The 13,881-nt window shown below is 68.7% G+C and carries 15 protein-coding genes and 1 tRNA gene; 9 read left to right on the top strand and 7 right to left on the bottom strand.

Features of this window, described 5'->3' with window-relative positions; all coding sequences use genetic code 11:
* Nucleotide 1: 1 nt before the first annotated feature.
* Nucleotides 2-523, bottom strand: a complete 522-nt coding sequence (gene idi / locus DW299_RS15120) for an isopentenyl-diphosphate Delta-isomerase (protein ID WP_136037067.1) — start codon at nucleotides 521-523, stop codon at nucleotides 2-4.
* A 73-nt stretch (nucleotides 524-596) separates the two neighbouring features.
* Here idi and DW299_RS15115 point away from each other — a divergent pair, with 73 nt between their 5' ends.
* Nucleotides 597-1,259: a MarR family winged helix-turn-helix transcriptional regulator gene (locus DW299_RS15115; RefSeq protein WP_240744571.1), complete on the top strand. Its 663-nt coding sequence runs from the start codon at nucleotides 597-599 to the stop codon at nucleotides 1,257-1,259.
* Nucleotides 1,260-1,276: 17 nt separating this feature from the next.
* On the opposite strand, the gene DW299_RS15110 is transcribed toward DW299_RS15115, so the two are convergent.
* Both DW299_RS15110 and DW299_RS15105 read right to left on the bottom strand, forming a co-directional pair.
* Nucleotides 1,277-1,627, bottom strand: a complete 351-nt coding sequence (locus DW299_RS15110) for a histone-like nucleoid-structuring protein Lsr2 (RefSeq protein ID WP_136031573.1) — start codon at nucleotides 1,625-1,627, stop codon at nucleotides 1,277-1,279.
* Nucleotides 1,628-1,698: 71 nt separating this feature from the next.
* Nucleotides 1,699-2,556, bottom strand: coding sequence for a LuxR C-terminal-related transcriptional regulator (locus DW299_RS15105; RefSeq protein ID WP_136037066.1), 858 nt, complete (start codon nucleotides 2,554-2,556; stop codon nucleotides 1,699-1,701).
* 110 nt (nucleotides 2,557-2,666) lie between these two features.
* Between DW299_RS15105 and DW299_RS15100 the strand changes: the two genes are divergently transcribed.
* Together DW299_RS15100 and DW299_RS15095 are read left to right on the top strand one after the other, a co-directional pair.
* Nucleotides 2,667-3,014 carry a DUF485 domain-containing protein gene (locus tag DW299_RS15100; protein WP_136037065.1) on the top strand — a complete coding sequence of 116 codons (348 nt, stop codon included), beginning with the start codon at nucleotides 2,667-2,669 and terminating at the stop codon, nucleotides 3,012-3,014.
* Nucleotides 3,011-4,648: a monocarboxylic acid transporter gene (locus DW299_RS15095; RefSeq protein WP_136037064.1), complete on the top strand. Its 1,638-nt coding sequence runs from the start codon at nucleotides 3,011-3,013 to the stop codon at nucleotides 4,646-4,648. Before DW299_RS15100 ends, DW299_RS15095 begins: the two co-directional genes overlap by 4 nt.
* 95 nt (nucleotides 4,649-4,743) lie before the next feature.
* On the opposite strand, the gene DW299_RS15090 is transcribed toward DW299_RS15095, so the two are convergent.
* Nucleotides 4,744-5,256: a methylated-DNA--[protein]-cysteine S-methyltransferase gene (locus DW299_RS15090; protein ID WP_136037077.1), complete on the bottom strand. Its 513-nt coding sequence runs from the start codon at nucleotides 5,254-5,256 to the stop codon at nucleotides 4,744-4,746.
* Nucleotides 5,257-5,493: 237 nt separating this feature from the next.
* Here DW299_RS15090 and DW299_RS15085 point away from each other — a divergent pair, with 237 nt between their 5' ends.
* Both DW299_RS15085 and DW299_RS15080 read left to right on the top strand, forming a co-directional pair.
* Nucleotides 5,494-9,162, top strand: coding sequence for an ATP-binding protein (locus DW299_RS15085; protein WP_136031583.1), 3,669 nt, complete (start codon nucleotides 5,494-5,496; stop codon nucleotides 9,160-9,162).
* Nucleotides 9,155-9,361: a hypothetical protein gene (locus DW299_RS15080; protein WP_136031585.1), complete on the top strand. Its 207-nt coding sequence runs from the start codon at nucleotides 9,155-9,157 to the stop codon at nucleotides 9,359-9,361. The genes DW299_RS15085 and DW299_RS15080 overlap by 8 nt, the downstream gene beginning before the upstream one ends.
* Before the next feature lie 89 nt (nucleotides 9,362-9,450).
* Here DW299_RS15080 and mscL read toward each other — a convergent pair whose 3' ends face one another.
* The 3 genes from mscL to DW299_RS15065 are packed head-to-tail and all read right to left on the bottom strand — an operon-like array spanning nucleotide 9,451 to nucleotide 10,771.
* Nucleotides 9,451-9,861: a large conductance mechanosensitive channel protein MscL gene (gene mscL, locus DW299_RS15075; protein WP_136031587.1), complete on the bottom strand. Its 411-nt coding sequence runs from the start codon at nucleotides 9,859-9,861 to the stop codon at nucleotides 9,451-9,453.
* A 26-nt stretch (nucleotides 9,862-9,887) separates the two neighbouring features.
* Nucleotides 9,888-10,160 (bottom strand): FmdB family zinc ribbon protein, encoded by a 273-nt coding sequence (locus tag DW299_RS15070; protein ID WP_136031589.1) that lies wholly within the window; start codon nucleotides 10,158-10,160, stop codon nucleotides 9,888-9,890.
* A 14-nt stretch (nucleotides 10,161-10,174) separates the two neighbouring features.
* Nucleotides 10,175-10,771 (bottom strand): 5-formyltetrahydrofolate cyclo-ligase, encoded by a 597-nt coding sequence (locus DW299_RS15065; RefSeq protein WP_136031591.1) that lies wholly within the window; start codon nucleotides 10,769-10,771, stop codon nucleotides 10,175-10,177.
* 40 nt (nucleotides 10,772-10,811) lie between these two features.
* On the opposite strand from DW299_RS15065, the gene galU reads away from it, so the two are divergent.
* The 4 genes from galU (at nucleotide 10,812) to DW299_RS15045 (ending at nucleotide 13,416) form a co-directional block, all read left to right on the top strand.
* Complete coding sequence (gene galU, locus DW299_RS15060; RefSeq protein ID WP_136031593.1) at nucleotides 10,812-11,699, top strand: UTP--glucose-1-phosphate uridylyltransferase GalU; 888 nt, start codon at nucleotides 10,812-10,814, stop codon at nucleotides 11,697-11,699.
* A gap of 46 nt (nucleotides 11,700-11,745) precedes the next feature.
* Complete coding sequence (locus DW299_RS15055) at nucleotides 11,746-12,357, top strand: GNAT family N-acetyltransferase (protein WP_136031613.1); 612 nt, start codon at nucleotides 11,746-11,748, stop codon at nucleotides 12,355-12,357.
* Nucleotides 12,358-12,440: 83 nt separating this feature from the next.
* Entirely contained in the window at nucleotides 12,441-13,292 is an 852-nt protein-coding gene (locus DW299_RS15050; protein WP_136037063.1) for a hypothetical protein, read from the top strand.
* Nucleotides 13,293-13,343: 51 nt separating this feature from the next.
* Nucleotides 13,344-13,416 (top strand) — tRNA-Ala (locus DW299_RS15045).
* The last annotated feature ends 465 nt before the right edge of the window (nucleotides 13,417-13,881 follow it).

Genomic DNA, 13,881 nt, shown 5'->3' with positions numbered 1-13,881 from the left:
CTCAGACCTCACCGAGGCTGCGGAGGCGTGGCAGTTGCTCGACGATCCACGGGCTAAACGCGAACGGGGCGAGGGCCACGGCCTCGGCCAGCGCCGTCGGGTCGACCCAGGCCCATTCCGACACCTCCTGCGGGTTGGCGACGGGATCGTGATCGAGCACGGCGACGTGCACGGGGCAGATCTCGTTCTCGACGATGCCGCTCGCATCCACGGCGCGATAGCGGTAGTCGGGGAGGACGAGGCGGACCTGGTCGACCCGGAGGCCGAGCTCGTGCAGGCCGTGCCGCCGCACCGCGTCTGCCATGTCCTCGCCGGGCTGAGGGTGTCCGCAGAAGCTGTTGGTCCAGACGCCGGGCCAGGTGCGCTTGGTCAGGGCGCGCCGCGTGACGAGGACGCGCCCGGACGGGTCGAGGACGTAACACGAGAAGGCCAGATGGAGGGGGGTGTCGAACGTGTGGACCTCGTGCTTGGGAAGGACGCCGACGGCTGTCCCGTCTTCCGCGAGGAGCGTGACCTGTTGCATGACTTCCCCGTCCTTTAGCTAACTTGGTGAAATATCAACTTAGCATGAATCTGTTCGTGTGTAACATGATCGCATGGACACCGAGCCCCGCACCACCCTGCGCTCCGGGGCGGCTGTGGCCGCGGACTCCTCCGCTGAATCGGCCTCGACGGAGAGCGCAGACGGGCTGAGTCACGGATCGATCTACCACGTCGACGCGAGCGACCCGCGCAGCACACTGATCGATCGCACCGGGGTGCCCCCGGAGGATCTGCGCCAGATCGCTCTCGTCATGGAGGCGCTGAGCGATCTTCGAGACGCCGAGCAGCGGCTGTCGCAGGCCTCGCGGCGATACATGCAGCTCAACGAGACCGACATGCGTGCGCTGCACTATCTGATCGTGTGTGCCAACCGTGCGATGGTCGCGACCCCCAGCGGCATCGCGCATCACCTGGGCGTGTCCACGGCGGCGACCACCAAGCTCCTCGACCGGCTGGAGAAGGGCGGGCACATCCGGCGGTCGCCTCATCCGACCGATCGTCGTGCGCTCGCCATCACCATCACGCCGGAGACGCGGCACGCCGCGATGGAGACCGTCGGCCGACAGCAGGCGAAGCGCTTCTATGCAGCCGCTCGGCTGTCTTCGGCCGAGCGTGATGTCGTGATCCGCTTCCTGAAGGACATGACGGAGGAGATCACCCTCCGCGATGAGCCGTGGGCGACGGGCGGCGCAAAAGAAGATCCCGCCCGACCGTGAGGTGGGGCGGGACCGTGTCACTGGGCCGCTTTGTAGGCTTCGAGGATGGGGGCGGGAATCCTCCCGCGTTCTGAGAGCGTGTAGCCGTTCTCATTCGCCCACGCGCGGATTGCCGCGACTTCGGGGTTGCGTGCCGGCCGTTTCCGGGTGGAACTCGAGCGCGACGGCGCGGATGATCCGCTCCCGGCGCGGCGGCCCGCGGAGATATACGGCTCGAGTGCGGCGCGCAATTCCTCCGCGTGCGCCGCGTTCAGATCGATCTCGTAGGACGTTCCGTTCAACGAGAAATGCACGGTCTCGCCTTCACCGACCTCCAGGACGCTGCCGTCGATATCGTCGACCAGTTGATGCACAATTCTTCTCGCCATGAATGCGACTGTACCTGCGGCACGCAAACGCAGCAATAATTCACGGTCGCTCGGCCGGAGAGAGAAGCAGTTCAGGGGAGGAGACCGGCGCGGCGTGCCTTCGTCACGGCGGCGTGCCTCGTCGAAGCATCGAGCTTCGACATCGCGGTCCCCAGATATGCCTTGACCGTTCCCTCTCTCAGGCCGAGCTGCGCGGCGATCTCGGCATTCGTCGCGCCGAGCGCCGCGCACGCGAGCACATCCGTCTCCCGAGGGGAGAGGTGCACCACCGGCACCGGGGCGGTGGTGGGCGGCACGGTCTCACCGGCAAGGGTGAGCAGACGCCGCTCCACCTGAGCCAGACGCGCGCGCACATCGACGTCCTCGACCGCGGCGGCGATGCTGCGCAGTTCGGCGAAGCTCTCACGCAGCTCCTCGCGCTGCGGCGCCGCGACGGTCGGCGGCGTTTCCGTCGCCGCACGGAGCCTCCGCTGCACCTCGTCCCTGATGCGGAGCTCGTCCGCCACCGACTGCGCCACCTGCATGGCGGGCGCCGTGGTCACCCCGCCGACCTGCGCGTGGTCCCAGGCGCCGGCGTACAGAACGCCGCGCGAGCGTCCCTGCACCACGATGGGCAGGGCCAGAAGCGTGCGCAGCCCCTCGCCGAGGACGAAGACGTCGTAGTCGTGCGTGATCTGCCGTGAGGAGCCGTAGTCGCTGGTCATGCGCGGCCGCAACTCCATCATGGCGCGCCCGCCGAGACCCCGTTCCGGTCGGACGCGCAGCCCGTCGAGCGACCGGGTGCGGGCCCCGACGATGCTGGTGACGCTCACCACGCCCTCTTCCACGAGACCGCCGAAGGCCACGGGGAACCGTGTGCGTCGTGCGAGCTCGCGCACCGCATTGGCGACGAGATCCGCCTCGGTCTCAGCGGCGATCGGAGAGGTCACGGAATACCTACTTTCGGGGGTGACGGCGCCGTTCCCCGTTTCGTAGCGTCGACCCTACCATTCGGGCGGATCGAGCCGCGCGAGCACGGGACATGTGGCAAGGAGGCCCCATGAACGACCATCAACCGACCCCTCAGAGCGGAGCGATCGACTACGTCGCCGTCGAACAGTCTCCGCGATTCGTCCGGCTGAAGCGAACGCAGAGATCGTTCATCTTCCCGTTGGCTGCTTTCTTCCTGGTCTGGTACTTCGTCTATGTGCTGCTGGCCGCATTCGCGCGCGACTTCATGGCGCAGCGGGTGTGGGGCGATATCACGGTCGGTCTGCTCTTCGGACTGGGACAATTCGTCACGACATTCGCGATCACCATGGCATATGTCGCATTTGCAAATCGCAGACTCGATCCGCTGGCGACCGAGATCAGGGATGAACTGGAGAAGGCGCAGGCCGACGCATGATCGGTATTCGGACGGCTACCGACACCGTCGCCCTCGAGATCAATCCGGTCTTCAACATCTCGATCTTCCTGGCCTTCGTGGCGGTGACCCTGTTCATCGTCATCCGCGCGAGCAGGAACAACAAGACGGCGGCGGACTACTATGCGGCGGGGCGTTCGTTCACGGGGCCGCAGAACGGGTTCGCGATCGCCGGCGACTATCTGTCCGCCGCGTCTTTCCTCGGCATCTGCGGTGCGATCGCCATCAACGGGTACGACGGCTTCCTCTATTCGATCGGGTTCCTCGTGGCCTGGCTTGTCGCGCTCCTGCTGGTGGCCGAGCTCATGCGCAACACCGGGAAGTTCACGATGGCGGATGTGCTGTCGTTCCGCTTGAAGCAGCGCCCGGTGCGCATGGCGGCGGCCATCACCACCCTGGCGGTGTGCTTCTTCTACCTGCTCGCGCAGATGGCCGGCGCCGGCGGGCTCGTCTCGCTGCTGCTCGGCATCGACGGGCGCGTCGGACAGTCGATCGTGATCGCGGTGGTCGGCATCCTCATGATCGTGTACGTCCTGATCGGCGGGATGAAGGGAACCACGTGGGTGCAGATCGTGAAGGCGGTCCTGCTCATCGGCGGCGCTCTCGGGATGACGATCTGGGTGCTCGCGCTCAACGGGTTCAGCCTCAACACGCTGCTTGAGGCTGCGGTCGCCAACTCCGACAAGGGTGACGCGGTGCTCGCGCCCGGGTTGCAGTACGGGGCGAATCCGTGGGACTTCCTCTCCCTCGGCATGGCCCTGGTGCTCGGTACCGCCGGTCTGCCGCATGTGCTCATGCGGTTCTATACGGTGCCGACGGCCAAGGAGGCGCGGCGGTCTGTGGTGTGGGCCATCTGGCTCATCGGCGGTTTCTACCTGCTGACGTTGGTACTGGGCTACGGCGCCGGCGCGCTCGTCGGAGCGGAGGTGATCGCGGCAGCACCCGGTGGGGTGAACTCGGCGGCACCGCTCCTGGCGCTGCAGCTCGGCGGCCCCGTGCTGCTCGGTTTCATCTCGGCCGTCGCGTTCGCCACGATCCTCGCGGTGGTCGCCGGGCTGACCATCACGGCTGCGGCGTCGTTCGCCCATGACATCTATGCCAACGTGATCCAGAAGGGACGCAAGGATGCCGCGGGGAACCCGGTCGAGGCCGATCCGAACGGCGAGGTGCGCGTCGCCCGTCGCACGGTCATCGTGATCGGCATCCTCGCGATCGTGGGCGGTATCGGCGCTCAGGGGCAGAACATCGCGTTCCTGGTGGCGCTCGCCTTCGCCGTCGCGGCGTCGGCGAACCTGCCGACGATCCTCTACTCGTTGTTCTGGCGGAGGTTCACCACGCGTGGCGCGGTGTGGAGCATGTACGGCGGCCTGGGCTCGGCGATCCTGCTGATCGTCCTGTCTCCGGTCTTCTCTGGGACGCCGACGTCGATGATCCCCGGCATCGACATCGCGGTGTGGCCACTCAACAATCCGGGAATCGTCTCCATCCCGTTGGGCTTCCTCCTCGGCTGGCTCGGCACGGTCACGAGCACCCGACGCGAGTCGCCCGAGCTCGCTGCGGAGATGGAGGTCCGTTCCCTCACCGGCTTCGGTGCCGAGAAGGCGGTGGACCACTAGAGACCCCGTCGCCTCGGCGGAACGGGGAGGTGGACCCGGCGGCCTACTCGCCGGGTCCACCTCCCTGCGGGGTCGGGTGCGTGGGGTCGGGAGGCTCAGTGCGACTCGAGGTCGAGGAGGAATCGTTTGCGGTCGGGGTGTGCGCCGTACTGGCCCGGTGATCCGTCGGACCGCACCACACGATGGACCGGGACGATGATGGAGAAGGGTGTGACGCGGCAGGCGGTGCCGACCGCTCTGGCCGCTCCGGGGTGGCCGGCGAGGATCGCGACCTCCCCATAGCTCATGGTCTGCCCCCACTCGATCTCGCAGATGGTCTGCAGCGCTCGCCGCGCGAAGCCGTCCGTGAGTCGCCAGTCGATGCGCAGGTGCGTGTCGAACCGCACCGGATCGCCGTCGAAGTAGTCGAGGAGCAGCTGCGCCAGTTCGTCGGCGGCGCCGGGGGCAGGGGCGGGAACGGCGCCCAGCTGCCGAGACACCCCCTCCAGCAGCCAGGGGACGCTCGGGTCTTGCGACTCGGAGAGGTCGAAGCGCACGATGCCCTCGTCGGAGAACACGGCGAGGGCATCGCCGAACGGCGTCGGGGCGAAGTCGTAGCGGAAGCTCATGGCACCATCCTGGTGGGCGCGGCCGATGAGGATGATGCTGCGCTCGTGGCGTTTCACGGACCGTGGAGAACCTGAGCCGAGGCCTTGGCGGGGGAGGGAGGGTGAACGCCGGACGGACGCGCGGATTTTCGGCGGAAACCCGCCAGGGATACCGGCCTCCGGCGGTCGCGCGCCTAGGGTGTGAGTGTGTGGCGACGTGAAGGGAAGTCTGCGGACGGCACGGCGGCGGAGACCGCTGTGCCTCTCGGCGACCTCCACGAGACCTCGACCGGCGTGGACATCGCGCATGCCGCCGAGGCCGAGCGGACGAGGCTGAAGGCGGAGGCGGCTGATCTCGGAGGTCCCTCCCCGCTCACCAGTTTCCGTGACGGGCCGGAGTCCGGCATCGACATCTCCAAGGCCCACCCCGGCAGCCTCCCGCAGTTCATCACCGGCAAGTCCACGCTGCTGTCCAACCTCTTCCGCGACGAGGTGGGACTGCGCACCGCCCGACTCGCGGCCGAGCGCATCACCGCGAAGAACACCGAGCTGCGCACGGTCCGTGGCATCGAGGCCGTGCACCTGGCGGTCGGTGTCGCGCGATGGCGGATCGGTGGCGCGTGGTTCGCCGCGCCCGTGCTGCTGCGGCCGCTCGCGATCCGCCGTCACCATACCGACTTCGAGCTCAAGCTCCAGGGCGCCTTCGAGGTGAACCCCGAGCTCGTGCGCATCGCAAGGGAGCACTTCGGTCTCACGATCGATGCCGATGCCCTCGCTGCTCTCGCGTACGACGGCGGCATCTTCAAGCCGCAGCCGGTGATCGACAGTCTCCGCGCGCTCACGCGATCGATCGACACCTTCTCCGTCGAGCCGCGCCTCGTCGTATCGACCTTCGCCGACGTCGGTTCCGCCATGTCCCGCGATGGCGCAACCCTCGACCACACCGTGCTCAACGCTCTCGGCGGCCACGTCGGCGATCGCGAACAGCTCGCTGCGCCCCGGGCGGTGCCGCATCACACGGGCCCGGACGATCGTGCCCCCGCGTCGGACAACCTTCTTCTGGATGCCGACGCCGAACAGGAGGCGGTGCTCGCACGCATCGCGGCCGGGCACTCGTTGACTGTGGCGACGCTTCCGGGGACCGGGGGCACGCAGACCGTCATCAACGCCATGGGCGAGCTGGTCCGGGCGGGCAAGCGCGTGCTCGTGGTGTCAGCGCGACGGTCCACTCTCGACGGCGTGCGCCACCGTCTCGCCGGCATCGGGCTGGACAGCCTCGCCGTGTCGCCCGCCAGCGTGCGACGCGACCTCGTGAAGGCGATCGGCCGCAACGAGAAGGCGACGGCGCCGAAGGTGAGCGAGGTCGACGACGCACTCGTCCGGCTCCGCACTGTGCTGCGCGACTACCGTGAGGCACTGACGTCACCCGTGCCGGGGCTCGACGCCTCGGTCCTCGACGCCACGCGCCATCTCACCCGCCTCGCCTCCCTTCCGGTTCCGCCCTCGACCACAGCGAGGCTGGGGATCGACGCGCTCCGGCGACTCGCCGCCGATCGGACGGACGCAGCCGAGGCCCTCGCGCACGCGGCTCGTCTCGGCGAGTTCCGCGTCGGGCCCAACGACTCTCCCTGGTACGGCGTCACGTTCGCCAGCACCGAGGCCGCCCGTGCCGCACACGAGCTCGCCGGGCGACTGCACGCGACGAGCGTCCCGGCACTCCTGGAGCGCGGCTACGAGCTGATCGCACAGACGCACATGCGCCCCTTCGCCACGATCGACGAGCTCGGCGAGTACCTCCGCCTGCTGCAGGGCATCCGCGACACGCTCGATCGCTTCAGCCCGACCGTGTTCGAACGGCCGCTCGGCGAGCTCATCCAGGCGCACGGCTCACGACGCGATGCGCCGGGGATGTCCGGCGCGAACCGTCGTCGGCTGCGACGGCTGGCGAAGGAATACGTGCGTCCGGGTGTGCACGTGACCGAGATGCACGAGGCGCTGCTGCGCATCCAGACGCAGCGCACGCAGTGGCAGCGCTATGTCGATGCGGGCGTCGCTCCGGAGATCCCGCTCGGGCTCGCCGACGTCTACGTGGCCTGGCAGCGGGTCGAGGCGGAGCTGGCGGAACTGGATGCGGCCCTGGGGCGCCGTGAGCCTCTGTCCTCCCTGCCTGTCGCGCGGCTGGTGCGGATGCTGGCGGGTCTCGCGGCGAAGTCCGAGGTGTTCGAGAACCTCGTGGAGCGCGCGCAGCTGCGCGACAAGCTGGCTCTCCTCGGGCTGGAGCCGCTGCTCACTGAGCTCTCGGTGCGACATGTGTCCGAGGCCCAGGTGGGGGAGGAGCTCGAGTTCGCGTGGTGGCAGTCGCTGCTGGAGCGGGCGCTGCAGGACAACCGGTCCCTGCTGGGCGCGAACACGGCCGTCGTCGACCGGCTCGAGCGCGACTTCCGGCTGGTGGACGAGGCGCATGCGGCGATGGCGGGACCGTTGCTGGCGTGGCAGCTGGCCAACCAGTGGCGTATCGCGATCGTCGACGAGCCGCAGCAGTCGCAGCATCTGCGCCGTGCGCTGACCCAGCCGTCGACCACGACCGCGGAGGTCGTGAGCGCGGCGCCGACCCTGGTCGACGTGCTCGCCCCGGTGTGGATCTCGTCGCCGTACCTCGTGCCGGAGATCCCTGACTCGGTGGAGTTCGACACCGTGCTGCTGGTCGACGCCGCTGCCATCAATCTCGCGGAGGCCGCCCCGGCGATCCGTCGCGCGCGCCAGGTGGTTGCGTTCGGTGATCCGGTGACACAGCGGCCCACGCCGTTCCACATCGCCGTCGATCCGTCCGAGGAGTGGGAGGCCGAGGTCCCGTTCGACGAGGTGTCGGTCTTCGAGCGCCTGTCCGAGCTGCTGCCCGTGATGACCCTCACCCGGAGCTATCGCGCCGGCGGTGAGGACCTCGCGGAGCTCATCAACGACGCGTTCTACGGCGGGGAGATCGTCTCCCTCCCGTGGGCCGGGTCCTATCTCGGCCGCGGCAGCCTCACGGTCGACTACGTGGAGGGGGGAACAGGCACTCCCGACCCCGTCTCCGGAGCGGTCGAGAGCCCGGACGCCGAGGTCGCGCGGGTGGTCACGCTCGTGGTGGAGCATGCCGTCCACCGTCCCGCCGAGTCGCTCATGGTCGTCACGGCGAGCACGCGCCACGCCGAGCGGGTGCGCGCGGCGGTGACCTCCGCGTTCGCCGGTCGCTCGGATGTCGCGGACTTCGTGGGCCGTGACACCGCCGAGCCGTTCGCGGTCCTGACGCTCGAGGAGTCGGTGGCGGAGAGCCGCGACCGCGTGATCTTCTCGCTCGGATTCGGTCTGACCAAGCACGGACGGGTGCTCAGCGACTTCGGCGACCTGTCGACCCCGGACGGCGAGCGTCTGCTCACCGTGGGCATGACCAGGGCGCGCCGGTCGATGGTCCTGGTGTCGTCGATCCGACCGTCGGCGTTCGACGACGGTCGGCTGGAGCACGGCGCCGCCACCCTCATGTCGATCCTGGGCGGTCTGGCCACGCGCGCGCGTGACGCACGTCTGGAGGATCTCGCCGATCCTCTGACGCTGGCCCTCGCGCGGGAGCTGCGACGACTCGGAGCCTCGGTCGACGTGGATTACCGGGGACTGCTTCCGCTCGTGGCGCAGCATCGGGGCAAGGCGGTCGTGATCGAGTCCGACCCGGAGTCGCGCGGCGAATCGTTGCGCGAGACGCTGCGCCTGCGCCCGCACGTGCTCCGCCGCCTCGGGTGGCACTATGTGCGCGTGCACGCGTTCGACCTGTACAGCGACCCGCGCACCGTGGCGACGCGCATCGCGTCCGTGCTCGGCATCGCGGAGTCGACGGCTCGGGCCGAGAACGACACGCAGCCCATTGACCTCGGCGACCGCGGGCGTGAGTGACAGCGGCGACGCGGAGCCTCGGCAGCGCGTGGTTCGGGTGCCCGGGGCTCGCCGCGCCCGGTTGACACCGGTTCCGGGGAGCGACACGGCCCCTGAGGCGGCGACCACCGCGACCGGCGACGAACGCCGGACCGCTCCCGCGGGCGCCAAGGGCCCGAACGACGAGCAACTCCTGCGCGACGTGCCGCCGCACTACTGACACGGCAGTGCCCTACACAAGAAAGACGCACGGCCCTCGGGAGGGCCGTGCGTCGTGAGTTCTGTGCCGCGTGGGGGCGCGGCCCGGTGTCAGGCGCCGCGCTGCTGCTTCTGCAGCAGGTCGCGGATCTCCGCGAGGAGTTCGGTCTCGCTGGCCTGGGCGGCCTCCTCGACGACCGGGTTCTTCTTCGCGCGACGCTCCTTGTAGATGTTCATCGGCATCACGAAGGCGAAGTACACCACGATGGCGACCGCGAGGAAGCTGATGATCGCGGTGATCAGGTCACCGATCGGGAAGGTGACCTCCTGCCCGTACAGGCCGGTGATCTTCGGGCCGAACTTCCCCGCTGCGTCCGCGACGAAGAACAGCGACACCAGCGGATTGATGATGCTGGCGACGATCGCGTTGACGACGGCGGTGAACGCACCGCCGATCACGACGGCGACCGCGAGGTCGATGACGTTGCCGCGCAGAATGAACTCTTTGAATCCCTTGATCACGGGAAACCCCCAAATATCGTTCGACCTCAGTTCGAGGCCGGGGTCGATGCGGCGGTCGTTTTGGCCCCCGTCGTCGAACCCGCCTTCGATGATGCCGAACCCGTCGCGGATGTGCCACTTCCGGCACGCGAGTCCGTGCGGTAGAAGCCGGAGCCGTTGAAGGTCACACCGATGGAGCCGTACTGCTTGCGCAGCGGGCCGCCGCACTCGGGGCAGACCGTGAGCGCGTCGTCGGAGAAGCTCTGGACAGCGTCGAACTGGTGCCCGCACGTCGTGCAGGCATAGGCGTAGGTGGGCATGGGGTCCTTGCGGTTCAGCGTCGCCGGGGCGACAGGTTCAGGGTCTGCGTCGGGGTGACGATGCCGTCCACCGGCTGATCGTGCACCTCCCGCGGCAGTGCGTCGAGTATCTCGGAATCATAGATGACGGCATACACGGGCGGGCACTTCTCCATGGAGCCGATCGTCTTGTCGAAGTAGCCGCGTCCCCAGCCCATGCGCATGCCGGAGCGGTCGACGGCGGCGGCGGGGACGATCATGAGGTCGACGTCGTTCACCGCGATCGGGCCGAGCACCTCGCCGGTCGGCTCCGGCAGTCCGTGCAGACCCTCGGCGACCTCGTCGGTGTCGTCGGCGACCGCCCAGTCGAGCAGCCCGTCGGCGCGCGTGACGGGCAGCAGCACGCGGATTCCCCGCCGCACAGCGCGGGTCACGAAGTCGCGCGTCCCGGGCTCGGTGGTGGTCGAGAGGAAGCAGGAGATCGACCGTGCGCCGAGCTCATCCACCAGCGCGTCGAGGCGTTCGCCGATCGCGTTCGCCGCCGCCTCACGCTGCGGGTCGGAGAGGAGTTGACGCCGTTCACGCAGGTCTGCCCGAAGGGCTCGCTTGGCGTGCTCGACGTCTTTCCACATGCTCCGAGTCTAGGGCGGGGCCCGGCGGTAGGCTGTGGGGATGGGTAACGAGAAGATCAAGGCCGTCATTCCCGCCGCAGGACTGGGGACCCGCTTCCTGCCAGCGACGAAGGCGATGCCGAAGGAGATGCTCCCCGTCGTGGACAAGCCGGCGATCCAGTACGTGGTCGAGGAGGCTGCCGATGCCGGCATCGAGGACATCCTGGTGATCATCGGGCGGAACAAGAACGCGATCTCCAACCACTTCGACTCGGTACCCGAACTCGAGGTCAAGCTCATGGAGAAGGGCGACACCGGTCGGCTCGAGCGCGTGATGAAGTCGAGCGATCTGGCCGACATCCACTTCGTGCGTCAGGGCGAGCCCAAGGGGCTCGGGCACGCGGTGCTGCGTGCCCGCACGCACGTCGGTGACAGTTCGTTCGCCGTGCTGCTGGGTGATGACCTGATCGACGAGCGCGACCCGCTGCTCACGGAGATGATCGCCCAGCACGAACGCACGGGCGCGGCCGTCATCGCGCTCATGGAGGTCGACCCGGACAGCATCCACATGTACGGCGCCGCTGCCGTCGAGCCGATCGAGGGATCCGACGCGGTGCGGGTCACCGGTCTCGTCGAGAAGCCCGCCAAGGAGGATGCGCCGTCGAACCTTGCGATCATCGGCCGCTACGTGCTCCCCGCGTCCGTCTTCGAGATCCTCGAGCGGACCGAGCCGGGCAAGGGCGGCGAGATCCAGCTCACCGACGCGCTGCAGGAGCTCGCGACGGCCGAGGGCGGTCCCGGCGTCGTCGGCGTGGTGTTCGGCGGGCGCCGCTACGACACGGGTGACCGCGTGGACTACATCAAGGCGATCGTGCAGCTGGCGACCGACCGCGATGATCTCGGAGCCGAGCTCCGCCCCTGGCTGAAGGACTTCGCGGAGCGCCTCTAGGCGATCGCGCGGGCGGTCGAGGTGCGGCATGGAGATGATGGCGGGGATGCGGCACGGGCCGGTTGAGCTGCGCCTGATCAGGACCAAGGACGCCAGGCCGCTTCAGCACGAGCTGCTGACGAACCGGTCGTGGCTGCAGCCGTGGGAGGCGACAGTGCCGCATGGCGCCGTGTCGTTCGACATGCGCCTCAGCATCCGGCGCCTGCTTCAGCAGTACCGTGACGGCGGTGGCTATCCGTTCGTCATGGAGTGCGACGGTGAGATCGCGGGGCAGCTGAACGTGTGGGGAGTGGCGCGGGGATCCCTGTGCTCCGCGACCATCGGCTACTGGGTCAGCGAGCGGTTCGCCGGGCGGGGGATCACTCCGACCGCTGTCGCCCTCGCGACCGACGCCTGCTTCACGGAGTACGGTCTGCATCGGATGGAGATCTGCATCCGACCCGAGAACGCCGCGAGTCTCCGCGTCGTGCAGAAGCTCGGCTTCCGGTACGAGGGCCTTCGTCGCCGGTACATCCACATCGATGGCGACTGGCGCGATCATTACGCTTTCGCACTCACCCGGGAAGACGTGCCCCAGGGTGTGCTCGCCCGCTGGCTGAGCGGTCAGGTCCCACCTGAGGCCGCGGCCGTCCCTCCTTCGGACCGCATCTCGCTCTGATCGAGTCCCATTCCGCCCGGACACACCGCGACACGCGCCCGGCTGCACGGCGGCGCCACCCCGCTGCCCTTACCGTTGTCGTTATGGACGGGCCGGTGCTGAGCGGGGGAGTGATCGTGCTCGTCGCCGTGCTCCTGTGGATGCTCTATCTCCTGCCGTCCTGGCGCGGACGCTTCCAGTACAACGCCGCGGAGCGCAACGCCGTGCGGCTGAACCAGGCCCTCCGCGTGCTGGCAGAGACCAGTGAGACGCCGAGCGAGGTGCACGTCGAGCTCAATGCCCGGACGGTGCTCGCTCAGCAGAAGCTCGCGAAGCGCGTGCAGTCGCAGCGCGAGGCGGCCGAGCTCGAGGCGTTGCGCGAGCAGCTCGCTGCCACCAAGGCGGACCCGGCGGTCCGGCGTGCACGCGCGCGTCGGCGGACGCGGATGCTTGCGACGTCCACGCTTCTGCTCGGCCTCGTTGCCGCCGGGCTCGGCATATGGCAGCTCCTTGCCGCCGGATCCTCCGTGCTCCTGTGGGTGGGCGGCGCGCTCACCCTCATCGCCGCACTGATCCTGCAGCGCATGGCGTCGGTGGCGGTACGCGCGGCTCGCCGACCCCGGGTCGCGGTGCCGGCGGAAGCGCAGCGCGTCGCTCCGGAGCTTCACGACCAGGGGCGGGCGACCTGGACGCCGCGCCCGCTTCCCGAACCGATGGTCTCGGTCACCGGCTCGCGAGCGCACGTCGCGCGTGCCGAGATGGATGCGCAGCAGGCGCGACGTGACGCCGCGCGACGCGCCGAGCTGCGGAAGCGCGCTGAGCGCCTCGCTCCCGCTCCCCCCGTCGCGATCCCCGCACCCGCGGCGGATTCTCCGTACGCGCGGATGGGTTTCGTGGACGACGCCGAGATCGAGGCGCACGTTCGCGAGCTTCTCGCACGGCGAGCGGCTGGTTGACTGCGCCGACACGAGCACCCCGCGCATCGTGATAACGTAGAACTCGTTCACGGGCCTATGGCGCAGTTGGTAGCGCGCCTCGTTCGCATCGAGGAGGTCAGGGGTTCGAATCCCCTTAGGTCCACAACAACACATGAAGAAAGCCGCCGGGTCACCGGCGGCTTTCTTCGTCTCCGCCCGGGGCTTCCGTTCCGTCCGCAGCATCATCTCGGCGCGAATGGTTCGATGCTGCAGCAGAACGTGAGCGCGCGTCGCGGACCCGTCGCCCGGCGACCGCTGCGTAGGATCCGAGCCGGAATCCACCGGGTGGGGTGCGACACGCCCGGGCGGATGGGGCGATTTGCCCGACCCCCGGAATCCACGTAAGTTATTACCTGTTCGCCCCAAACGGTTGAGCGGAGGTCCTCGGACCGGCTCCCGTCAAGCATCGAACACCTCCCGATTCCAGAAGAGCTCGTTAGAGCAATCCGGATGAAGGTGCTGACTCGTTCCCTCGAGCAGGTCGCCGAACGGCGATTTGACAACGGAAACGGGATGGCTAAGATAGAGAAGTTGCCCTGCGGGCCTGGTTGTGATGGCTGGGTCGTGG

It is taken from the genome of Microbacterium sp. K35 (assembly GCF_004794375.1).
Taxonomy (GTDB): Bacteria; Actinomycetota; Actinomycetes; order Actinomycetales; family Microbacteriaceae; genus Microbacterium; species Microbacterium sufflavum.
Note: the sequence above shows the minus strand (reverse complement) of the source record. Positions and strands in the feature narration are given on the sequence as shown.

Bases quoted from the DNA above. Each gene is read 5' to 3' on its own strand.
- idi (WP_136037067.1), bottom strand. From the start codon at position 523: ATGCAACAGGTCACGCTCCTCGCGGAAGACGGGACAGCCGTCGGCGTC.
- DW299_RS15115 (WP_240744571.1), top strand. From the start codon at position 597: ATGGACACCGAGCCCCGCACCACCCTGCGCTCCGGGGCGGCTGTGGCC.
- DW299_RS15110 (WP_136031573.1), bottom strand. From the start codon at position 1,627: ATGGCGAGAAGAATTGTGCATCAACTGGTCGACGATATCGACGGCAGC.
- DW299_RS15100 (WP_136037065.1), top strand. From the start codon at position 2,667: ATGAACGACCATCAACCGACCCCTCAGAGCGGAGCGATCGACTACGTC.
- DW299_RS15095 (WP_136037064.1), top strand. From the start codon at position 3,011: ATGATCGGTATTCGGACGGCTACCGACACCGTCGCCCTCGAGATCAAT.
- DW299_RS15090 (WP_136037077.1), bottom strand. From the start codon at position 5,256: ATGAGCTTCCGCTACGACTTCGCCCCGACGCCGTTCGGCGATGCCCTC.
- DW299_RS15070 (WP_136031589.1), bottom strand. From the start codon at position 10,160: ATGCCCACCTACGCCTATGCCTGCACGACGTGCGGGCACCAGTTCGAC.
- DW299_RS15065 (WP_136031591.1), bottom strand. From the start codon at position 10,771: ATGTGGAAAGACGTCGAGCACGCCAAGCGAGCCCTTCGGGCAGACCTG.
- galU (WP_136031593.1), top strand. From the start codon at position 10,812: ATGGGTAACGAGAAGATCAAGGCCGTCATTCCCGCCGCAGGACTGGGG.
- DW299_RS15055 (WP_136031613.1), top strand. From the start codon at position 11,746: ATGCGGCACGGGCCGGTTGAGCTGCGCCTGATCAGGACCAAGGACGCC.
- DW299_RS15050 (WP_136037063.1), top strand. From the start codon at position 12,441: ATGGACGGGCCGGTGCTGAGCGGGGGAGTGATCGTGCTCGTCGCCGTG.